Here is a 21,135-nt window from a genome sequence, read left to right on the forward strand (position 1 = left end):
CTCGCGTCATGCAGGCGCCTTCGGGAACGGACCGTCAGAACTGGACGATCCCGGAGGCGACCGCCCACCCGATCAGCCGCGACTTGGTGCGTGCCCCGACCCGCAGCCGGGCGTCCCGCAGGTGCTCGTCCACCGTGTTCTTCGAAATGCCCAGTCGACGGGCGGTTTCCTTCGCGGTCAGGCCCAGAACGGCGAGCCGGACCACCTCGGTCTGCCTGGGGGTGAGTAGTTGCGATGTTCCTAACACGTCACTCAACACCTCGCTTTAGCCTGCGCATGAACGCATATGAGATCGAGCTGTCCGTCGGATCCGTCGCGAAAAGGCCGTCAGTAGGACTCCTTGGCATTGATCCGGGCCGGCGCGTAGCGCTCGCCCGGCTTGGGCTCGTACCGCGCCCACCGGGCCTCGTTCCCGGTGGGCGTGTCGCCGAGCACGACGACTCGCAGACCCGTGCGGCGCTGCTCGTAGTCGTCGACGGCGTAGTGCTGCGTGACCCGGTTGTCCCAGATCGCCACGTCCCCCTGCCGCCACCGGTACCGGCAGGTGAACTGCGGAGAGGTGGAGAACTCGGCGAGGTACTGCAGGAGCGCATCGCTCTCGGTCCGGCTGAGCTGCACGATGTGCGAGGTGTGGGCCCGGTTGACGAAGAGCGAGCGGCGGCCCGTCTCGGGGTGGACCCGGACCACGGGGTGCTCGGCCCGGCTGTCCAGTCCGGGGATGTGGATGGCGTGGACGGCGGTGAGCCCGTCGAGCAGTTCCCGCAGCGGGGCGGAGAGCGCCTCGTAGGCCAGGTACTGGTTCGACCACATGGTGTCGCCCCCCACACCGGGGCTGCGCACGATCTGCAGGATCGACCCGATCGGAGGGTTCGGCGAGTAGGTCATGTCGGTGTGCCAGATGGGGATCTTGCCGTCCTGCTCCGAGTCGATGATCTGGATCTCGGGATGTCCGTCGAGGTGGGGCAGGTAGGGGTGGACCTCCAGTTCGCCGAGTCTGCGGCCGAAGGCGGTGCGCGCCTCGGGCGACCATCCCTGCTGGTCCGGGATGAAGAGAACCAGGTGCTCCAGCAGCAGACGGCGCAGCTCGGCGAACTCCTCGTCGGTGACGGCCTCCAGTCGCAGGCCGTGGATCTCCGCGCCGAGAGCAGCGGTCAACGGGCGGACTTCGAAGGCCGTCCCGCGTAAGTTCGACATGGTTGCAACCCTTTCACTCGTCTTCCAACCCCTGTATGGGTCGTGCTCGTTCGGTCCGCGGTGGCGGATCACCCGGCCCCGCCGACGGGCCGTGCCCTCCGGTCGGGCAGCAGCCCGAGCTGGACCAGCCGGTCCAGAGCGGTGAGCGGTCGCATGCCGAGGCCCGACATGTTGTAGGTCGTCAGGTGGCGCAGCCGGGGGCTCCTGGACGTTCCGGTGAGCAGGCGCCGGCCCAGCATCCGGCCGCCGCGCGAGGTGCTCGTCATCATCCGCGCGGCGTTGTGGCTCATGGTGTGGATCGCCTTGACGCTGCCGAGGCGTTCGCCCTCGTACGCGCGCAGCGCGGCATCGGCGGCGGCCGGATCGGTGAGGTCCACCGCGGCCAGCCGGGAGGCGAACGCGGCGGCATCGGCGATGGCCGTGTTCATGCCCTGGGCCGCCAGCGGGTGCACGCCGTGCGCCGCCTCACCGATCAGCGCGATGCCCGGCCGTACCAGGGACGGCGCCCGGAACTGGAAGACCGGCAGCAGTTGCCGGCTGTCCAGGCCGCCCTTCAGCGCCGTGGCGAGCGGAGCGAGGGCGGGCACGTCGGCGAGGAGCTCGTCGCACCACTGCTGGAGCCGCGCCTGGTCCGCCTTGCGCAGCTCGTCCGCCGCGACCTGGACGTAGACCCGGATCCGCTCGTCCGGCAGCGGATAGACCATCACCAGCCCGCGGTCCGTGACGTAGGCGGAGACCTCGTCGTCCGCCGTCGGCTTCCCTTCGAGTTCGAAGGAGAGCAGCCGGTGGTCGTACGCGACCGGGTCCGCGGTCATCCCGGACAGGCGGCGCAGGCGTGAGGACCTGCCGTCGGCGGCCAGCACGACCCCGGCGCGGATCTCGCGCTCGTTCCCGCCTTCGGTGACCCGCACCCCCACGACGCGGCCTCCGCCGTCCCTGACCAGGTCGTTGACCAGTACCCCGCGCCGTCGGCGCACGACGGCGCCGAGCGACTCCTCCAGGCATTCCAGGATCGCCGCGTAGTCGAGGGAGAGCATCCAGGGCCGCTGGCCGTCGAGCGCCCCGAAGTCCATGGTGAGCAGTTCGCTGCCGTCGGCGCGCCGGGCGACGAGCCGGTCGAGGCGGACGGCCCGCCGGGTCTCCAGCGCCGGCAGGACGCCCCAGCGGTGCAGGAGGTCCAGCGAACCGGGCTGGAGCACCTCGCCCTTGGCGACCGGGGGCTGCTTGCGCTGCTTCTCCAGCAGCAGGACGTCCACGCCCTGCCGGCCGAGCGCGCAGGCCGCCGCGAGGCCGGCCACTCCGGCCCCGCAGATCACGACACCGGCCTCCTCGGCTGGGTTCGTCTCCCGCACGTGTCCCTGCCCCGGGCCCCTCACACCTCCTCCTTCTCGGCAGCCGTCGTGGTCGTGGTCGTGGCCAGAGCGGACCGGTATCCGCCCAGTGCCGTCAGGGCGAGACCGTTCACGATGAGTCCGTCCACGTAGTAGGCGAGGTTGCGGACGTGCATGCAGACCTGACTCGCCGGCCACAGCCCGTCCGGCTGCTGCGCCGCCAGGATCCAGTCCGCCGCACGCCGGATCCGGGGGTCGTCGGCCGGCACCCCGCCGGCGAGCAGTGCCCGCAGGGCCCAGGCGGTCTCCTCCACCGTCCCCCGCGCGGGGTCGTCGCCGAGGATCCCGGTGTCGCCCGGCCCCCAGGAGCCGTCGGGGAGCTGGGCCCGCAGCAGGGCCTCGCGGGCCCGCCGGGCCACCGGATCGGCGGTGAGCCCGGCACGGCCGAAGGCCACCAGCACCATGGCGGTCCCGGGGATGAGCCCCCGGTACCAGAGGGCCTCGTAGGTGCCGTCCGGCCGCTGGCGGGCACGCAGCCAGGCCAGGGCCCGGCGCACTCCTGGGTGGTCCGGGGAGGCGCCGCCGGTCAGGGCGACGTCGACGGCCTGTGCGGTGACGTAGGGGCAGGGGCCGTCGTTGGCGAGTGTGGTGTCGGGGACGAAGGTCCCCCACGAGCCCGTACGGTCCTGCCGGGACTGGAGCCAGCGCAGCCCGCGGCGCAGTTGCTCCTCGCCTTCTGTCTCACCGCCGGTCTGGAGGGCGGACAGTACGTTGGCGCTGTCGAGGAAGTTCGGCCAGCCGCGCGGGCCTTCCCACCCCCAGCCGCCGGGCGGAGCATCGAACACGGGGAAGGGCTGGTCCTGCTGGCAGTCCCGCAGCCACTGCCGTGCCCGCGCCAGGCGTTCGTCACGGGCGTAGCCGGCCTGGGCCAGGCCGCGGGCCACGAAGGATCCGCCGATCAGGTCGAGGCCCTGCATGATGTGCCAGGAGCCGTCCGCCTGCACGTGGGAGCGCAGGTAGTCGACCGTGTCCGCGGTCATCGCGGAGGGGGCCCCGGCGCCGCTGAGACCGAGGCACACCACGGCGACCAGCCAGTTGTCCCCGCCGTATCCGCCGCGCTCGTTCTCGCCCGCTTCCACCCGGGCGAGCGTGCGGAGACCGGCCCGCCGGGCGGAGCGGTACAGGAGGCGGCCGAGCCCGGCCGGCGGGGCGAGGTGCGCCTGGAGGAACGCCATCGCGACGAACGGCGCCACCCGGAAGGACAGCCTGCCGCGCCACAGCCGGCGGGGCAGGAGGAGGAGCTCCAGCGGGATGCGCCGTGAGCCCTTGACGTCCCCGAGGCCCGCGAGGGCGAGGAACGTCCTCGCCAGGTGGGCGATGCCGGGATCGGCGAGCGCCTCCACTCCGCCGTGCGCGCGCACCAGGTCCAGGGCGCGGCGTACGGGCTCCCGGTGCCCGGCCGGATCCAGCAGGTGCAGGCTCGCCGCCGCGATCACCGTGGGGACGAGCTGGGTGGGGGCGCCGCCGACTCCGCCCCAGCCGCCGTCGGCGTTCCTGGCGGCCAGCAGCCACCGCGCTCCGCCATCGACGAGATCACGGGAGCGCTCGCGGTCGGCGATGTGCAGGGCGGCCACCGCTCCCGCCGTCCCCAGCACGGCGGTGGGCCGCCGGTTGGGCCAGGAGCCGTCGGGGCGCTGTAGGGCGAACATGGCGTCGGCGGCCTGCGTGATCGACGCCTCGACGCGACTGTCCAGAGCTGAGCACACGGAATGCGTTCTCCTTCTCCCCGCCAGGGGTCGGTCGGTTCATGAGGCGGACGGTGCGCGGTCCCCCGGTGCGAACTCGTGCCGGGAACGCATCGTCCGCTGGGTGCCGATGGTCAGTACGAGTGCCAGGGCGAGGATGCCGAGTGCCGCCGGCAGCCCGAGGCCCGGCACGAGGAGGGCGTCGGCGAGGACGAGGCGCTCGGCGACCAGCACTTCGTGCGAGCTGAGGGCGACGCGCGGGGTGAGGGCGCGCCCCGGGACGAGGAGCAGCCGGAAGGCTCCGCATCCGCCGATCGCGGCGAGCAGCACCAGCAGGAGGTAGCCGGTCTCCCGGCCCGGTACCACCGCCGCCCCCGCCAGCGCCGTCGCGACGGCCGCGCCGTAGAGGACCGCCGCCGTACGCGCCGCCGTACGCAGGCCGTGGCGCACGGCGAAGGTGGCGTATCCGCCCTCGCGGTCCCCGGCGACGTCGCGCAGGGTGCCGACGAGGTTCGAGGCGGCGTCGTGCGCCCAGAACACCGCGGCGAACAGCAGCAGTCCGGCCGGCGGAAACGGTGCCGCGGTCATCGTGCCGAAGACGAACGCCGCGCCGGTGAGGGCGCCGCGGACGATGTTGCCCCAGATCCCACGGGCCTTGAAGAGGCCGTTGTACGCGATCGCCCCTCCGATTCCGACCGCCAGGAGCAGGATCGTGTGCCAGTTGAGGAGCACCGCGACGACGGTCGCCGCCGCGGCCAGGACGGCGCCGCAGGCGAGCGCTGTCGGGGGTCGCATCCGGCCCGAGGGGATCGGCCGCTGCGGCTTGTCGATGGCGTCGAGGTCCCGGTCGAGGTAGTCGCCCAGGTAGTGCGCGGCCGTCCAGACCGCGGTGGGGACCAGCCAGGCGACCAGCATCCGCGCGGCCGAGAGCGGGGCGGAGTGCGCGGCGGCGGTCAGGGTGGCGCCGGCCAGACCGACCAGACCGGGATACCAGAGCGTGTATGGCCGCCAGGTGTGCAGGTGCGCGCCGAGCGTCCGGCCGAGCGGGGTGCCGGCCACGTCAGAACGCGCGGCCGGACGAGTAGTCCGCGATCTGCGCGAGCGTCTCGGTGCTCTCGCCGGCGGGCAGTCTCGTGAGGCAGTCCTTCGCGTCGGCGACCAGGTCGGCGGCGAACTGCTGCGCCGCCTCGCGGCCTCCGGTGCTCTCGACGATCTTGGCGACCACGGCGAAGGACTCCTCGCTCGCGGAGTCCTCGCGGAACACCCGCTCCAGCTCCCAGCGTTCGCTGGGTGAGGCACGCTGGTAGCTCAGCAGGATCGGCAGGGTGGGCCGCCGGTTCTCCAGGTCGCTCTCGCGCGGCTTGCCGATGAGCGCCGAGGAGTCGTCGAAGGCCAGGAGGTCGTCCCGGACCTGGAACGCGGTCCCGATCCGCATGCCGAAGGTGCCCAGGGCGTCGATCCAGTCCTGGCGGTCGGTGCCCAGCACCGCACCGATCCGGCAGGCCGCCTCGAAGAGCGCCCCGGTCTTCAGCTGAGCCATGGTCACGTATTGGTCCACGCCGCAGTCGAGGTCGCCGACGAACTCGGACTCCAGCAGCTGTCCGCGGCACACTCCCACCCCGGCCGAGGCCATGATGGACGTGACCGCCACGATGTCGGCGGCCGAGACCCCCGCGGGCCGGGCGCCGGTGAGGGCGGCGAAGGTCTCCAGGATCAGACCGTCGCCGGCCACGATGGCCGCGGGGATGCCGAAGGCCGCCTGGACGGACGGGCGCCCGCGCCGGATGTCGTCCTCGTCGATGATGTCGTCGTGGATCAGCGTGGCCACGTGCAGGTACTCGATGGCCAGGGCCAGTTCGGTCAGCTCTGCCGGGGACCCGCCGACGCACCGGGCCGACTCCAGCACCAGGAGGGGCCGGAGCAGTTTCCCGGCCGGGACCAGGGCGTGCTCGGCGATGGCGCCGAGCGGCTCGCGGCGTCCGCTCCAGATCGCGGTCAGCTCGCGTTGCAGCAGGTCGCCGCCGGAGAGTAAGGAGGTCAGGCTGGACAGCCCCGACTCCCCGGGGCGGGTCATGTTGTTGACGGTCGTCATCCCTCGCACTGCCTTTCTTCCGGCTTGCCGATGGTGGTGGTGAGGGTGCCGATGCCCGTGATGGACACCTCGACGCGGCTGCCGGGCGACAGCGGACCCGACCCCGCCGGTGTCCCGGTGAGGATCACGTCTCCGGGCAAGAGCGTCATGTGCTCGCTGACCGCCGCGATCACCTCGTGGACGGGGGTGAGGAGGTCACGGGTCGTCGCACGCCGGACGGTCTCGCCGTCCACCGCGCAAGTGATCTCCACGTCCGCCGGATCGAGGTCCGTGGCCAGCCAGGGGCCGAGGGGCGTGAACCCGTCGAAGTGCTTCGCCCACACGGGCGGGTACGGCGTCCGCGCGGCCCCGTCCGAATCGTCCGCGGCGGGCAGCGCGTACGCCGTGAGGTCGTTGGCGCAGGTGTACCCCGCGACCACGCGGGCCGCGTCCCCGGGCCGGACCCGCGTACAGCGCACTCCGACCACGACGGCCAGCTCGGCCTCGTACTTCAGCTCCCAGGCGCTTCCCGGATGGACGACGGTGTCTCCGGAGCCGGTCAGCGAGGACGGCGGTTTGAGGACGACCGCGCACGAGGCGGCGCCGGCCGGCCGGCCGCCGGCGCCGGGCACGTGACCCTCGGGCGCCCGGTTGAGCGCGACGCAGGCGATCTTGCTCGGCTCGGCGGGCGGCAGGAGGGTGACCTCCGGGAGCGGGCGGGCCGGGCCGTCGGCTTCCACCCAGCGGCCGGCCGCCCGGTCGTACGCCACGGGAACGACGTGGCTGCCGTCCCCACGAAGCTCCAGGCGGCCGTAACGGGGCCGCCCGTCATCGATATATCGACAGACAAGCATGTGCAGGTTTCCTTCCTGGCCGTGACAGACGAGGACGGACGAGGGGGGAGGGCCGTCACCGGGGAGGCCCGTCCACGCCGGGTGACGGGATGCCGTCAGATGCGGCGGGCACGCCTCACCCGGTGAGGTGGCCTCACCAGGCGACGGGCAGCGCCGTCAGCCCCAAGGTGACGTGGCCTCCGCGCCAGCGCAGGCTCTCCGGGGGCACCGCCAGGTGCATGTCGGGGAAGCGTCGGAGGATCGCCGAGAACACCGCTCGCATCTCGACCCTCGCCAGGGCGGCGCCGAGGCAGTGGTGGGCTCCGTGGCCGAACGCCAGATGCGGGTTGGGCCGGCGCCCCACGTCGAACCGCGCGGCGTCGGGGAAGACCTCGTCATCCCGGTTGGCGGCGTTGACGGAGATCTGGACGAGTTCGCCGGCGCGCACGAGCCGGCCGCCCAGCCGGACGTCCTCGGTCGCCACCTGGACCCGGTTCAGGTCGATGACCGGCTGGTGGCGGAGAAGTTCCTCGATCGCCGGGTCCAGCAGCCCGGGGTCGTCGCGCAGTCTCACCAGCTGATCGGGATGCCGGAAGAGGCGGAGCAGTCCGGCACTGATCGCGGTCTGGGTCGTCTCCAGCCCTCCCGCGAGGACCACGATGACCAGTGTGACGAGTTCCTCCTGGGTGAGCGCCCCCTCCTCGTCGTGCGCGCGGACCAGGGTGCTCAGCACGTCCTCGTCCGGCGGGGCTTCCTGCCCGAGCGCGGCGCGCTTCGCGTCGGCCGCGCGGGTCACGTAGCCGCTGAGCTCCCGCCACGCCTCCTGGTCGACACCATCGGCGCCCACCGTGGTGATCCGGTCGCACCAGTGGCCGAGCACCTCGTGGTCGGCGACCGGGACGCCCAGCAGTTCGCAGATGACGAGGGCGGGCAGGGGGGCGGCGACGTGGCGGACCAGGTCAGCGGGTCGGCCGTCCTTCTCCAGGGCGTCCAGCAGGCCGTCCGTCAGCTCCGCCACGCGCGGGCGGAGCGCCTCGATCCGGCGGACCCCGAAGGCCTTCGAGACCAGACGGCGGAGTTCGAGGTGCGGACGGCCGTCCATGTTCACGGTTCGCATGGGGCTTGCACCGGCTGCCGGCCGCGCGCCACCGGCAGCGGCCGACAGGTCGCGGGTGAAGCCCGCCCCGGAGAGCACCGTCCGCACGTCCTCGTGGCGCGTCACGAGCCAGGCGGTCCTCCCGTCCGGCAGGCGGACCCGGGAGACCGGATCCGCCCGGCGTAACCGTTCCAGCTCTTGCGGGACTTCCCCCGCATGGTCGGCCGAGCTCGGGTAATCGGCGATGTGGTCCATAGACTGAATTCCGATCTGCACGCGTTCGCGACGGAGCGCGCGCCGAAGCGGCCCACGATGTCGGACACCGCGCGGCACAGGTGACAGGGAATACCGGTGGACGTGTGAAGAGGAAATGACCGGAGGCCGGCGGCGCCTCAGACTCGGGCTCGGCCCGGGAGCGCCGAACGGGTCCACGGGAAACCAGGAGCACCCTGTTTCGGAATATCAGATGCCATCTCACTACCCCCGTACGATCGCAACTCTTCGGCAACGAAGCAGCGATGAGGGCGGAGTCGGGGAGCCGACCCGCCAGAACATCTCGCGCTTGTACCGCTTCCGTATCAATAGAAACATCGCCGAGGGACCCACGACGTAACAACCCTCATTTTGGAGGGTACCCAAGTCCCTTAGGATTGGCTATACTTCGCCCGCCGTCGGGCCCGCGTGGACGCGAGCGTGAATAGCTCACGACTCCCCTCTATTCGCAACTCATTTTCCGGAGCCCCGGCGAGGATCGCCGACGTCGGCCCGCGTGCGCGGAGTCGGTCCATTAGCAGACGAATGCCCGATCGGGTACCCCAGCAAAGTGAGGGTTGTTGGCGCAACCCCTGTCCCGGCAATGTGCCTGTTGCCGATCAGGACCAGGAATACCGAGAGAGGGGGGAGGTGTTCATCCATGTCATGGATGGCTCAACTACTGGAGAGAGGCCGGCAGCGCCAGGGCGAGCGGATTGCGGTCCGCGACGGCGAGAGGCAATGCACCTATGCCGAGCTGGACCGGCGGACCGACGCTCTGGCCACGGCTCTCCTCGGCCTGGGTATCGGCCGCGGCCACCGGGTCGTGGTCGTCTCGCACAACCGCCTGGAGGTGCTGGAGACCTACTTCGCCCTCGGCAAGATCGGGGCCACCGCAGTTCCGCTCCACTACGGGGCGGTGGCCGGGGAAGTGGCCTCCGCGGTGCGGAGGTTCGAGGCCGCGGCCGTCATCGGCGAGGCGGGGCTCCCCGGTACGGCGGATCTCGGCCACGGCCTGCCCGTGCTGCGGTACGAGAGTGAGGAGTACCGGCAGGCCGTTTCCCGCGAACCCGACCTGCCCGACGGCGAGGTTCCCGACGACGAGTTGATGTTCATCCTGCAGACGTCGGCGACGACGGGCCGGCCCAAGGGCGTCTGTGTGGACCACCGTTCGCTGCGCTCCGTGGCCCTGGGCTACCTGGCCGACGTCCGGACGGACCAGGACACCGTCTTCCTGCACTGCGGGCCACTTTCCCACGGGGCGATGGTGATCCCCCTGATCTACCTCGCTGCCGGCGCGACGGTGGCGCTGATGCGCATGTTCAGTCCGCAGGAGTGTCTCGCCACGATCCGCCGGGACGCGGTGACCCACCTGTTCGTCGTCCCGGACATGCTCAGGTTCCTGCTCAGGGCCAAGGGGTTCGCGCCGGAGCGGATGACCGGCCTCCAAGAGGTTGTCTACGGTGCGGCGCCGATGCCCCGGTCGCTGCTCCTCGAGGCCCACGAGGCGCTCGGATGCGGGTTCCGCCAGCTGTACGGGCTGACCGAAGCCGGCGGCCCGGTGGTGACCCTGCCTCCCGCCGACCACGACTACACACCGGGGGAAGCCCGGGGCCGGGCCGCGTCGATCGGCCGGGCCACCGCGGGCACGGTCGTCCGGAGCCGCGACGACCGGGAACACCCCTCCCCCACCGGGCGGATCGGCGAGCTTTGGGTACGCAGTCCGGCCGTCATGCGCGGCTACTGGGCGGACCCCGCGGCGAGCGAGGACGCCGTGCGCGACGGCTGGGTGCGCACGGGGGATCTCGGGACGGTCGACGAGCAGGGCTACATCCACCTCACCGGCCGCGTCAAGGACGTCATCGTCCGCGGCGGCCAGAAGGTCTATCCCGCCGAGGTCGAACAGGTCCTTCTCGGCCATCCGGCCGTACGCGAGGCGTGCGTCGTCGGAGTTCCGAGCGAGGACTGGGGCGAGCTCCCGTACGCCTGCGTCGTGACCGACGGACCGGATCCGGGGCTGGCCGGCGAACTGCGCGACCTCACCATCCGAGAACTGGCCCGCTACAAGCGGCCGGTGGAGTTCCTGACCGTGCCGGAGCTGCCGCGCAACAACGCCGGGAAGATCGACCGGCGCAGCCTCCGCGCGGCGGCGGCCGAAGCGGCCGCCCCGACCGCCCGACCGACGCAGGGAGAGTGAGCATGGCGAGCACCGAGCTGGAACACGTCCTCACCCGACTCGAGTCCCTCCTGGTGGAGGTCTGGGACGAGCTCCCCGACGGTACGCCGGTCCCCCGCGACGTCTCGCTGCTGGACCTCGGCGTCGATTCGCTCACCCTGACGATCCTCCTGGACCGTCTGGAGAACGAGTTCCGAGTCGAATGGGACGCGGACCGGCCCCCCTCCGCCTTCAGTTCGCTTCTCTCCCTCGCCGAGTCCGTGACCGGACGGTCGGAGTGAAACCCCTTCCCACCGCCGCCGCCGGCCCCGAGCCGGCGCGCGCCGTCGACCGGTGCCACGTCGACGGAGCCGGTTTCCGGTCGCTGATGAGCTCGTTCCCCGCCGGGGTGACCGTCGTGACGAGCACCGGCCGGGACGGGTCGCCCCGCGGAGTCACCTGTTCCTCGCTCAGCAGCGTGAGCCTCGATCCGCCGACCCTGCTCGTGAGCTTGAAGACACACGGCAGCACCCTCGACGCGATCAGGTCCCGGGGCCTGTTCGCCGTGAACCTGCTGCACGCGCGGGCGCGCCGTACCGCGGAGGTCTTCGCCTCCCCGGTGGAGGACCGCTTCGCACACGTCACCTGGCGCCCGACCGGGGCGGAGGGACTCCCGCGGCTGGTCGAGGACGCCTTCGCGGTCGCCGAATGCGCCGTCTCCTCGCTGTTCGACGTCGGCGATCACACGGTCGTCCTCGGCGAGGTGGCCGCGGTGGACGTCCGGCCGGACACACCGCTGCTCTACGGCCTCCGGGAGTTCTCCGCCTGGCCTGCGACCGGCCAGGACCACCGTGCCGACCGAACGAGGGGGATACCGCGATGACCGCAGCCGAACGCGGGGCCGGGCTGGCCGACCAGTCCGGAGACGCAGAGACCGTACTGGCCTGGTTTCGGCGGATGAGGAAGGAGGAGCCCGTCAGCCACGACGAGCAGGCCGGCGTCTGGCACGTCTTCCGGTACACCGAGGCGGAACAGATCCTGGCCGACCCGGTCACCTTCTCCTCGGACTTCAGCGATCTCACCCCCTCCCAGGAGGACGTCGACCTCTTCTCCCGGGGCAACCTCATCCGCAAGGACCCTCCCGACCACCGCAAGCTGCGCGCCTTGGTGGGCAAGGCGTTCACGCCGCGTGTGGTGGCCCGGCTGGCACCCCGTATCGCCGAGATCACCGCCGAGCTGCTGGACGACATGCGGGGATCCGAGCGGATCGAACTGGTCTCGGACCTGGCCTACCCGCTGCCCGTCATCGTCATCACCGAGCTCCTGGGTATCCCGGCCGAGGACCGGAAGACCTTCCGGCGGTGGGCGGAAGCCCTCGTGTCGCCGGACGGACAGACCGGGGGCCTCATCCCGAACGAGCAGCGCGTGCAGTCCATGGCCGCGGTCATGCGCGAGATGAACCCCTACTGCCTGGAGCACATCCGCTCCCGGCGCGCCCGGCCCCAGGACGACCTGATCAGCGCGCTCGCCGCCGCGGAGGTGGACGGCCAGCGCCTGGAGGACGAGGAGATGGTGGGCTTCGTCAGTCTGTTGCTGCTCGCCGGCCACATCACCACCACGGTGCTGCTCGGCAACGCCGTGCTGTCCCTGTCCGAGCACCCCGAGGCCGCCCGGGCCCTGCGCGCGGACCCGGGCGGGCTGCCCACCGCGATCGAGGAGGTGTTGCGCCACCGCGCGCCGCTCGCCCCCATGACGCGGAGGACCAGCAGGGACGTCCGGATCGGCGGGCACACCGTGCCGGCGGGCCGGATCGTCGTCACCTGGCTGTCCTCGGCCAACCGGGACGAGCACCGGTTCGCCGACCCGGACCGCTTCGACTTCCGCCGCACGCCCAACCCGCACCTCAGCTTCGGGCACGGGATCCACTTCTGCGTGGGCGCTCCGCTGGCGCGCCTGGAAGCCCGGATCGCGCTGGAGATGATGCTCGACCGGTGGAGCGGCTTCTCGGCCGGCCCGGACGTCGAGTTCCACGACTCGCGCGGGATCTTCGGCCCGAAGCGGCTCCCGCTGCGGTTGAGCTGGGCCTGAGCACGGGCCGGCCCGCCGCTGCGCCCGCGTCTGCGGGACACAGACCACGAGAACCAGAGAGAGGACGAGCCGGACATGGCGACGACCACCGACCCGACCGCACGCACGCTGGACGTGCCGGGCGCACGTATCTGCTACGAGACCAGCGGAGCGGGCCCGCTGCTCCTGCTGGTCGGTGCGCCGATGGGCAGCAGGGGATTCGCGACCATCACACCGCTGCTCGCCGAGCACTTCACCGTCGTCACCTACGACCCCCGCGGCATCCTGCGCAGCACCGTCGAGGACCCGGACGCGGAGGTGACGCTCGACCTGCTGACCGACGACGTGCACCGCCTGTTGGAGGCGCTCGGGGGGGAGCCGGCGTATGTCTTCGGCAGCAGCGGCGGTGCCTCCATCGGCCTCGCGCTGGTCGCCGGCCACCCCGAGCAGGTCCGCACCCTCGTGGCCCACGAGGCACCCCTGGTCGAACTGCTGCCGGACCGGGTGGAGTTGCGTGCCGGGATCGAAGAGGTCTACGCGACCTACGCCGGCGAGGGCCGCAACGCGGCGCTGAAGAAGTACGCCGCCCTGACGGGCGTCGAGCGCTTCTCCCGGCCGCCCGGCGGCGGCCGGCACGAGGTGACCGACCTGGAGTCGTTCACCCCGCCGGACGACGTCCGGGCCATCCTCGACCGGTTCTTCCTGCACATCCTGCGCCCCACCGCTCTCCACCGCCCCGACCGGGCCGCGCTGCGGGCCGTGGCCGACCGCATCGTGGTGGCGGGCGGTGCCGCCGCCGAGGGTCAACTCTCCCACCGGTCCGCGACCGCGCTGGCCGAGGAGCTCGGCACCAAGCTCTTCGAGTTCCCCGGCGACCACACCGGCTTCCAGGGCGAGCCCGAGCCGTTCGTCCGTCTCCTGCGCCAGGTGCTCACCGAGACGGCCTGAGCCGGCGCCGTGCCATCGACCGCGTGCTGCACCCGGAGTGACCCATGACCGATCTGACCACGACCGATCCGACCTACTCGGACTACCTGCAGGTGGACACCCTGCTCTCGCTGCAGACTCCCCGTACGCCCGCCACCGCCGACCGGGCGGTGGCACTGTCCGAGCACTTCTTCATCGTCGCGCACCAGTCCTGCGAGCTGTGGCTCAAGCAGGTGATCGCCGACCTCGACGCCGTGGTGAAGGCCCTCGCGCCGGAGTCCGGCCCCGAGGGCATCGAGACCGGCGTGGAGCTCCTGCGGCGGGCGGGCGATCTGCTCCGGGTGCTGCACGAACAGGTCTTGGTGCTGGAGCGGCTGCCCCTACGGCACTTCGCCGAGTTCCGGCCGTACCTCGGCACCGCGAGCGGGGCCCAGTCCGAGCAGTTCGCCCGGCTCACCCGGCTGATCGGGGACGGCCGGCGGGCCGGCGCGCTGTACGAGGCGTTCGCGGCCGCCGCGGCCTGCCGCGGCGCCTCGGTCGCCCAGGTGTGCCGCCCGGGGAACGACGAGGGCGGGCTGTACCGCGTCGGCGAGGGGCTGCTCGACGTCGGCGACGGATTCTGGCGCTGGAAGGTCGCCCACCTCGGTCTGATGTCGAGGATGGTCGGCGACGAGCCCGGCACGGGCGGCAGCAGCGGGGTCGACCACCTGGTGCGGCGCATCGTCCTGCCCTTCGCCGAGCTCCGGCGGCACCGGGGCGCGTCGCACGCTCCGGAGCTCGCCGGCAGCGCCGGCTGACGACCCCTTCGACTACGGAAAACCGAGGTGAGGACCAGATGATCTCCCGTGTGGTAATCGTCGGCGGCGGGACCGCCGGGTGGATGACCGCCACCTACCTCAAGGCCGCCCTAGGCGAGCGGATCGATGTGACCCTCGTCGAATCGGAGAACGTCTCGACGATCGGGGTGGGCGAGGCGACGTTCAGCACCGTGCGGCACTTCTTCGAGTTCCTCGGCCTGGCCGAGCACGAGTGGATGCCCGAGTGCCACGCCTCGTACAAGCTCGCCATCCGCTTCGAGGACTGGCGGGCCAAGGGGCACCACTTCTACCACCCGTTCGAACGCCCGCGGTCCGTCGGGGGCTTCTCGCTGGCCGACTGGTGGCTGCACCTGCGCCCGGGTGACCGGTACGACCGCGACACGTCGGTGCTGGCCGCGCTGTGCGAGGCGAAGAGCTCGCCCCGGTACCTCGACGGGACCATCTTCGAGCAGGAGGTCACGGCCGGCGGCGACCGCCCCATGCACCGCGCGGCGCCGGCCGGCCAGGGCACGCAGTTCCCGTACGCCTACCATTTCGACGCCACCCTGCTGGCCCGCTTCCTCACCCGGTACGGAACCGAGCGCGGCGTCCGGCACGTCGTCGACCACGTCCTCGACGTACGCCTCGACGAGCGCGGCCACATCCGGAACGTGCTCACCAAGGACCACGGCGAACTCGCCGGAGACCTGTTCGTCGACTGCACGGGCTTCCGCGGCAGGCTGCTGAACCAGGCCCTGGGCGTGCCCTTCCTCTCGTACCAGGACAGTCTGCCCAACGACAGCGCGGTGGCCCTGCGCGTACCGGTGGACGTGGCCTCGCGGGGAATGCGCCCGTGCACCACGGCCACCGCCCAGGACGCCGGTTGGATCTGGACGATCCCGCTGCTCGACCGGCTGGGCACCGGGTACGTGTACGCGGGCGACTACCTGTCGAAGGAGGGCGCGGAGCGGACCCTGCGGGAGTTCGTCGGCCCGGCGGCGGACGACCTGGAGGTCAACCACATCCGGATGAGGATCGGGCGCAGCGCGCAGTCCTGGGTGAAGAACTGCGTGGCGATCGGGCTCTCCAGCGGGTTCGTCGAACCACTGGAGTCGACCGGCATCTTCTTCATCCAGAACGCCATCGAACAGCTGGTGCGCCACCTCCCCGACCGGGAGGACGACGACCGCCTGCGTCAGGCGTACAACCGGCAGGTCGGGCGCGTCATGGACGGTGTCCGGGAGTTCCTCGTCCTCCACTACTACGCCGCCGCCCGCGACGACAACCAGTACTGGCGGGACACCAAGACCCGTCCGCTGCCGGACGGCCTCGCCGAGCGCATCGAGCAGTGGCGCACCAAACTGCCCGACGCGGACTCGGTCTACCCCTATTTCCACGGCTTCGAGCCCTACTCGTACACCGCGATGCTGTTGGGCCTCGGCGGTCTGCGGGTCCCGGCGCTCCCGGTGCTGGGCAGGCTCGACGAAGCCGAGGCGGTCAGGGAGTTCGAGCTGGTGCGCCACCAGGCGAAGACCCTCGTCGACCGGCTGCCGAGCCAGTACGCCTACCTGGCGCACCAGCACGCCGCCGCCGCGGGCCGGACCCCCGCGGGCGCCTGATCGCATGGCGCACCGAGAACGACACTGGCTGGTCAGGTTCACGGAGTGGATGCAGCCGGGGTTCATGGCCTTCGGCACGCTCTGGGGCCTCACACCGCCCCTGGAATGGATCACCGCGGACGAGGCCCACCCGCCGGAGCGCCCCTCGCTCCCCGGCCCTTGCCACCCGGAGTCCCTCGTCCCCGACCTCCCGCCCTCCCCCGCCGAGCGGGCGCTGTGGAGCCAACTCACCACCGGAGCCCGCGGCTCGTAGGGCTCCGGCCGGTACGCCGATGCGTCGATCGTTGTCAGCGGACGGCGATCTGTGCGCAGGGCAGGGGGGAGTTCGGCACGATACGGGATCAGGCCGAGGCGGCGTTGTCGGACCGTCGCCGCCACCGTGACGTGGGCCCGCGTCGGAGCGCCCGCCGGGGTCCGGACGATGAGGGCGAGGCGAGGTACCCGGCTCGGCGCAGGGCGCGAAGCGCTGGGTGTGGGCCGAGGCGAGGGTGACGCAGCGCCGGGCCGTGCGACCGGGCGACTCCTCGGGGAGCGCAGCCACGCGGGCGAGCAGCTCCACGGCCGCGTCGGCGTCGGCCAGGCGGGCGGCCGCCAGGCGGGCGGGGTCCGCGGCACGCCCGCGGAGGGCGAGGCCGAGCGTGGTGTCACGGTAGGGACCGGCGGGCGCGCCATGGAGGAGGTGCACCGCCTCGTCGAGGGCGGCAGGATCGCCGCCCTCCTCCACATCCATGACGAGGTCGCTCGCATGGTCCACCGAATCCTGCCACGGGTCGCGGCCGGTCACCTCGGTGAGCCGGGGCCACAGGGCGCGGGGTACGCGCCGGTGGTCGGCCGCGAACAGCAGCGCGAAGACCTCCATCGCCCGCGCCTGCTGGCCGGCGGACAGCTCGGCGTCACCGTGGGCGAGGGACCGTGCCCAGTGGTACGCGGCGACGGTGTGCAGGATGTCGGTGTCCACCGCCCGGGGGTCGCCCCGCTCCAGGCCCGCGAGCCCGAGCAGCTGCGCGGCGGCCCTCGCCCCCGCCTCGTCGAGCACGGCGCCCGGCGCCTCGCCGTCGCCGAAGTCGCGGATCCGGTCGGTCAGTTCCCTGAGCAGTGCGTCCCTCACGCCCGTACCCCCTGAGGTCCCAGGGTAGACCGGCCGGTGCCGGCCGGCAGGCGGATGCGCCGTCAGGGACGGCGCCAGAGGTCCCGCAGGAGCCGGCCCAGGACGGCCGAGGCCGGGAAGTAGCCCAACTGCCGCGAATCCAGGCTGTGTCCGGGGTTGTCGCCGACGAGCACGAGCCTGCCGGGCGGCACGTACCGCTCCGGTACGCCGGCCAGGGCGGGGACGAGGTCCCGCGGCACGGGGTCGCCGGGCACGGCGAGCACCCGCTTGATCAGGTGGGCCCCTTCCGTCCGCGGGTTGGCGACCACGACGACCCGGCCCCGGCGGGCCTTCGTGCCGCGGACCACGAGGACCCGGTCCCGCTCGTGGTGGGTGGGCTCCATGCTGCGGCCCCGAACCGTGACCAGGACCAGTCGGCGGGCCGGCAGCGCGGTGAGGGTCCGCGCGAGCCGTCCGAGCCGGGATCCGTGCGCTGCGGGGGTCCGGGGCGAGGGCCAGGACACCGCGAGCGCGTCGAGCTCCTGCCGGCTCGGCATCACCCCGGCCGCCGGATCGTACGAGGGGCCGCGCCCGGAACCGCGGCGGGCTGCGGCGCGCACCGGACGGGGCCTCACCGCGGGACCGCCGTATCGCGGACCGCCGTATCGCGGACCGCCGGGGCCTGGTGCGGGGCCCCGTCCCGGTAGTCCTTGGCCTGCAGGTGGAACAGGTCGGCGTACGCCCCGCCCGCCGCCAGCAGTTCCTCGTGGTCGCCCTGCTCGACGATCCGTCCGTTCCGGAGCACCACGATGACGTCGGCTTCCCGCACCGTGCCGAGCCGGTGGGAGATCAGCACGCTGGTGCGTCCGGCGCGGAAGCTCCGCAGCGAGGCGTGGATCTCGTGTTCGGCCTCGGCGTCGAGGCCGGAGGAGGGTTCGTCGAGGATCATCAGTTCCCGGTCGTGCCGCATCAGGGCGCGGGCGAGGGCGACCCGCTGGTGCTGTCCCCCGGACAGGAGGACGCCCACCGAGGGGTCGGAGTCGTCCGGTGCCGTCGTGAACGTGCGGGAGAGCAGGGTGTCGTAGCCCTGGGGCAGCGCGGCCAGCACGCCGTCGATGCCCGCGCGGCGGGCCACCTCCCGGATGCGCGGGCGGTCGCCCAGTGCCTCCAGGTCGCCCAGTCCGATGTTCTCCGCGGCGGTGAGGTCGTAGTGCATGGAGTCCTGGAAGACCGCGCCGATCCGCGACCGCAGCTCGGCCGGGTCGATCTCCCGGATGTCGACCCCGTCCCACAGGACCGCGCCCCGCGTGGGGTCGTAGAGCCGGCACAGCAGCTTCACGAAGGTGGACTTGCCCGCGCCGTTGAGGCCGATCAGGGCGAGGGCCCGGCCGTGGGGGATGAAGACGTTCACGCCCCGCAGCACCCACGGCAGTTGCTCGGAATACCGGAACCACACGTCCCGGAACTCGATACCGCGGCGCATCGAGGGCAGCGGTGCGGGCCGCTCGGCCAGGGGCAGGTCGGATCCCAGGGCCGTGACGGCCCGGTAGCGCCCGAAGAGGAGCAGCGCCTCGGCCGTCGACGCCATCTGCGTGGCCAGCGCGCCGAGCGCGCCCTGCACGGCGGTGACGGCGGCGACGAAGAGCGCGATGCCGCCCACCGTCATGCTGCCGTCGCGCGCGGCGCCCACGGCCCACAGCAGGCCGCCGCCGGACACGGCCGCGGCCACGCCCTCCAGGCAGAACTGCACGGACAGTTCCCTGCGGTCCATGCGTTTGCGGGCCGCGTTGTTGGCGAGGCGTTCTCGGCGCATCGACGTCCGGAAGAACCCGCCGAGCCCGAAGAGCCGTACCTCCTTGGCTCCCTCGACGGTGCTCAGGAGCTGGTTGTAGAAGAACTCCTTGCGTTCCATGGGGCTCACGTCCATGACCAGCTGGGCGCGCCGGCGCGAGAGCAGCCATTCCGCGATCACCGCCGGGACGGCGGCCGCCAGGACGACGAGGGCCATGACCGGGCTGAGCGCGAAGAGGGAGGCCGCGAATCCGAGGACGGGGAGCACCTGGCCGGCGATGTCCAGTCCCCCGCTGACGATCTGGACCGGGGCGCTGCGGCTCGCCGTCTGGGCCAGCCGCAGTTCGTCGAGGAAGCGGGGGTCCTCGAACCGGCTGATGCCGATGGACCGGTCCACGGCGGCGAACAGCCGGTCCATGGCCACCACGCCGGTCCTGCGGTCCAGCTCGGCGTGCAGGTACCGGGACAGCTGGGGGATGACCGCCGAGGCCACGCCGACGACGGCGAGGGCGCTCGCCAGTCCCACCAGGCCGGACGGTGCGACGCCTTGGACGAGGTCGTCCAGCAGCGTCTTCATGAGCCAGGCGGCGGCCAGCGGGAACGCCCCCCGGCAGAGGGTTACCACGGCGAAGGCCGACAGGTGCCAGGGGACGGTCCTCCCCACCAGCAGCAGGGCCGCGGCCGCGAGCCGGAGGGTCCGCAGGAGCCCGGACGGTGTGGCGCGCATGCGATCGCCCCTGGTCATACCGCTGTCGCGGCGGGCATGGCCAGTACCCGGTCGGAGGTCACGACGGTCCGGCCGCGGGCGGCGGCGACCCGGAGCACGGTCGGTGTGCCGGAGGTGCGGAAGGCGGTTCCGACGGGGCCGAGGGGTTCCTCGACGACGACGTGGGCGACGGGGTTCAGCAGGGCCACGAGGTCCTGGGAGGCCTCCGGTGTGCCGATCACGACGGCCATCCGGCGGTCCCGGCCCGACGCGTCGGCTTCGGCGAAGCGGACGAACTCGGGGAGCAGGACCTTGCACGGCTGGCAGTCGGGGGCGAAGAAGGCGACGACGGTGTCGTCGGCCAGGGAGCCGCGCTCCAGCGGCCGGCCGTCGACGCTGACGGTCTGGAAGTCCCCGACCTCGTCTCCGGGCCGGATTCCGGCCTGCTGCCGGATGGGGGCGAGGATGTCGGTGTGTTCGCGCAGGCGTTTGACGACGCCGACGGTCAGCAGGATGTTGAGCAGGCAGAGGGCCGAGAGCAGCACGACGGCCGCTGTCAGGACGTACATCGGGACTCCTGGGGTTCGGTCATGGGGCGGACGGGCGGACGGGCGCTCGGGGGGTGCGGGTGTCCGGCAGGGGCCGGAAGAGCGCGACGATCTCGTCGAGGGCGGTGGTCACCAGGCCGGTGACCAGGCCCGCGAGCGCCGCCACCAGCGCGTGGCCCGCGCCTGCCGGGCCGCCCGCGGCGGGCGCCGCCAGGCAGCCGAGGGCGGCGGCCGCGAGGAGGACGTTGCGTACGGCGTGCCGCGCGCCGACGGGTGTGGTGGAGAGCCCGAAGCAGTTGCACGCCACGGGAGAGCGTCGGCGCAGGGTCCGGACGATCCCGAACGTGAAGGCGGCGAGCAGCAGCGTCGCGAGGAGCAGCCCCAGCCGGCCGGCCGGGCCGGCCGGTACCGCGAGGAGCGTCCAGGTAGCGAACTCCGCGGCCAGGACCGCCCTCGCGGCCGGCTCGTCCAGGGCCGGGGGTCCTACGCGCATGTGGGCCAAGGACCGTACGAACCCCCGGTAGGCCGCCCGGTCGCGCGCCTTGCTCAGGGACGAGACCAGGAAGACCGTGCCGAGCAGGCTCCGGACGGCGATCTCGAACGAGGACATGGGCGTTCCCTTCGGCGGTGGGCCCCGCCACCGGATCGTTGCGGCGGCGGGGCGGTGTTTCACCCGTGCGTGTTCCGGGTTCAGCCGCAGATGCCGCGCGTGAACTTGGCGCCGTTCCAGTACGCCTCGCAGGGGGCGTTGTAGCCGAAGTGGCCCCACGGGCCGTTGTTGCACTGCCAGCAGGCGCCGTAGCTGTACCAGCCGGGCGCGGCGGCGGCGTCCGCGGTGACGGTGGGGACGACGCGCTCGAGCAGGGCGGCGCCCATGGCTTCGATCTTGGCGAACATGTCGGTCTCTTCTCTGTCG

The 21,135-nt window shown here is 72.5% G+C and carries 22 protein-coding genes; 9 read left to right on the forward strand and 13 right to left on the reverse strand.

The window, feature by feature from the left end; translation table 11 throughout:
• Positions 1–34 precede the first annotated feature (34 nt).
• From ACZ6JT_RS06675 to ACZ6JT_RS06710, 8 genes are all read right to left on the reverse strand, one after another.
• Positions 35–247 carry a LuxR C-terminal-related transcriptional regulator gene (locus ACZ6JT_RS06675; protein WP_469207829.1) on the reverse strand — a complete coding sequence of 71 codons (213 nt, stop codon included), beginning with the start codon at positions 245–247 and terminating at the stop codon, positions 35–37.
• 80 nt (positions 248–327) lie between these two features.
• Positions 328–1,194 carry a TauD/TfdA dioxygenase family protein gene (locus tag ACZ6JT_RS06680; RefSeq protein WP_362859830.1) on the reverse strand — a complete coding sequence of 289 codons (867 nt, stop codon included), beginning with the start codon at positions 1,192–1,194 and terminating at the stop codon, positions 328–330.
• 68 nt (positions 1,195–1,262) lie between these two features.
• A complete protein-coding gene (locus ACZ6JT_RS06685) occupies positions 1,263–2,570 on the reverse strand; it encodes an FAD-dependent oxidoreductase (protein ID WP_469207831.1) in 1,308 nt (435 codons plus the stop codon).
• The gene (locus tag ACZ6JT_RS06690) at positions 2,567–4,291 is read right to left on the reverse strand and encodes a prenyltransferase/squalene oxidase repeat-containing protein (RefSeq protein WP_469207833.1); all 1,725 of its coding nucleotides are present in this window, start codon (positions 4,289–4,291) and stop codon (positions 2,567–2,569) included. Before ACZ6JT_RS06690 ends, ACZ6JT_RS06685 begins: the two co-directional genes overlap by 4 nt.
• 39 nt (positions 4,292–4,330) lie before the next feature.
• Positions 4,331–5,329, reverse strand: coding sequence for a UbiA family prenyltransferase (locus tag ACZ6JT_RS06695; protein WP_469207835.1), 999 nt, complete (start codon positions 5,327–5,329; stop codon positions 4,331–4,333).
• 1 nt (position 5,330) lies between these two features.
• Complete coding sequence (locus ACZ6JT_RS06700) at positions 5,331–6,362, reverse strand: polyprenyl synthetase family protein (protein ID WP_469207837.1); 1,032 nt, start codon at positions 6,360–6,362, stop codon at positions 5,331–5,333.
• Positions 6,359–7,111, reverse strand: a complete 753-nt coding sequence (locus tag ACZ6JT_RS06705; RefSeq protein WP_469207839.1) for a fumarylacetoacetate hydrolase family protein — start codon at positions 7,109–7,111, stop codon at positions 6,359–6,361. Before ACZ6JT_RS06705 ends, ACZ6JT_RS06700 begins: the two co-directional genes overlap by 4 nt.
• A gap of 217 nt (positions 7,112–7,328) precedes the next feature.
• Positions 7,329–8,396, reverse strand: a complete 1,068-nt coding sequence (locus ACZ6JT_RS06710; RefSeq protein WP_469207841.1) for a cytochrome P450 — start codon at positions 8,394–8,396, stop codon at positions 7,329–7,331.
• 787 nt (positions 8,397–9,183) lie between these two features.
• Here ACZ6JT_RS06710 and ACZ6JT_RS06715 point away from each other — a divergent pair.
• The 9 genes from ACZ6JT_RS06715 (at position 9,184) to ACZ6JT_RS06755 (ending at position 17,210) form a co-directional block, all read left to right on the forward strand.
• The gene (locus ACZ6JT_RS06715; RefSeq protein WP_469207844.1) at positions 9,184–10,719 is read left to right on the forward strand and encodes a class I adenylate-forming enzyme family protein; all 1,536 of its coding nucleotides are present in this window, start codon (positions 9,184–9,186) and stop codon (positions 10,717–10,719) included.
• A gap of 2 nt (positions 10,720–10,721) precedes the next feature.
• Positions 10,722–10,979, forward strand: coding sequence for a phosphopantetheine-binding protein (locus ACZ6JT_RS06720; RefSeq protein ID WP_469207846.1), 258 nt, complete (start codon positions 10,722–10,724; stop codon positions 10,977–10,979).
• Positions 10,976–11,560 (forward strand): flavin reductase family protein, encoded by a 585-nt coding sequence (locus tag ACZ6JT_RS06725; protein ID WP_469207848.1) that lies wholly within the window; start codon positions 10,976–10,978, stop codon positions 11,558–11,560. Before ACZ6JT_RS06720 ends, ACZ6JT_RS06725 begins: the two co-directional genes overlap by 4 nt.
• On the forward strand, positions 11,557–12,765 hold the full coding sequence (locus tag ACZ6JT_RS06730; protein WP_469207850.1) for a cytochrome P450: 1,209 nt from the start codon (positions 11,557–11,559) through the stop codon (positions 12,763–12,765). Before ACZ6JT_RS06725 ends, ACZ6JT_RS06730 begins: the two co-directional genes overlap by 4 nt.
• A gap of 75 nt (positions 12,766–12,840) precedes the next feature.
• The gene (locus ACZ6JT_RS06735) at positions 12,841–13,692 is read left to right on the forward strand and encodes an alpha/beta fold hydrolase (RefSeq protein WP_469207852.1); all 852 of its coding nucleotides are present in this window, start codon (positions 12,841–12,843) and stop codon (positions 13,690–13,692) included.
• A 44-nt stretch (positions 13,693–13,736) separates the two neighbouring features.
• Complete coding sequence (locus ACZ6JT_RS06740; RefSeq protein ID WP_469207854.1) at positions 13,737–14,468, forward strand: tryptophan 2,3-dioxygenase family protein; 732 nt, start codon at positions 13,737–13,739, stop codon at positions 14,466–14,468.
• Between the two features lie 38 nt (positions 14,469–14,506).
• Positions 14,507–16,087, forward strand: coding sequence for a tryptophan halogenase family protein (locus tag ACZ6JT_RS06745; protein WP_469207856.1), 1,581 nt, complete (start codon positions 14,507–14,509; stop codon positions 16,085–16,087).
• 4 nt (positions 16,088–16,091) lie between these two features.
• A complete protein-coding gene (locus ACZ6JT_RS06750; protein ID WP_469207858.1) occupies positions 16,092–16,340 on the forward strand; it encodes a DUF6059 family protein in 249 nt (82 codons plus the stop codon).
• Between the two features lie 219 nt (positions 16,341–16,559).
• The gene (locus ACZ6JT_RS06755; RefSeq protein WP_469207861.1) at positions 16,560–17,210 is read left to right on the forward strand and encodes a hypothetical protein; all 651 of its coding nucleotides are present in this window, start codon (positions 16,560–16,562) and stop codon (positions 17,208–17,210) included.
• A gap of 47 nt (positions 17,211–17,257) precedes the next feature.
• Here ACZ6JT_RS06755 and ACZ6JT_RS06760 read toward each other — a convergent pair whose 3' ends face one another.
• From ACZ6JT_RS06760 to ACZ6JT_RS06780, 5 genes are all read right to left on the reverse strand, one after another.
• Positions 17,258–17,794, reverse strand: a complete 537-nt coding sequence (locus tag ACZ6JT_RS06760) for a S26 family signal peptidase (RefSeq protein ID WP_469207863.1) — start codon at positions 17,792–17,794, stop codon at positions 17,258–17,260.
• Between the two features lie 11 nt (positions 17,795–17,805).
• The gene (locus ACZ6JT_RS06765; protein WP_469207865.1) at positions 17,806–19,692 is read right to left on the reverse strand and encodes an ABC transporter ATP-binding protein; all 1,887 of its coding nucleotides are present in this window, start codon (positions 19,690–19,692) and stop codon (positions 17,806–17,808) included.
• Positions 19,693–19,706: 14 nt separating this feature from the next.
• The gene (locus ACZ6JT_RS06770) at positions 19,707–20,240 is read right to left on the reverse strand and encodes a TlpA family protein disulfide reductase (protein ID WP_469207867.1); all 534 of its coding nucleotides are present in this window, start codon (positions 20,238–20,240) and stop codon (positions 19,707–19,709) included.
• A 19-nt stretch (positions 20,241–20,259) separates the two neighbouring features.
• Entirely contained in the window at positions 20,260–20,829 is a 570-nt protein-coding gene (locus ACZ6JT_RS06775; RefSeq protein WP_469207869.1) for a MauE/DoxX family redox-associated membrane protein, read from the reverse strand.
• 80 nt (positions 20,830–20,909) lie between these two features.
• Positions 20,910–21,116, reverse strand: a complete 207-nt coding sequence (locus ACZ6JT_RS06780; RefSeq protein ID WP_319728744.1) for a hypothetical protein — start codon at positions 21,114–21,116, stop codon at positions 20,910–20,912.
• Positions 21,117–21,135 lie beyond the last annotated feature (19 nt).

This window comes from Streptomyces sp. NPDC046308, assembly GCF_055588065.1.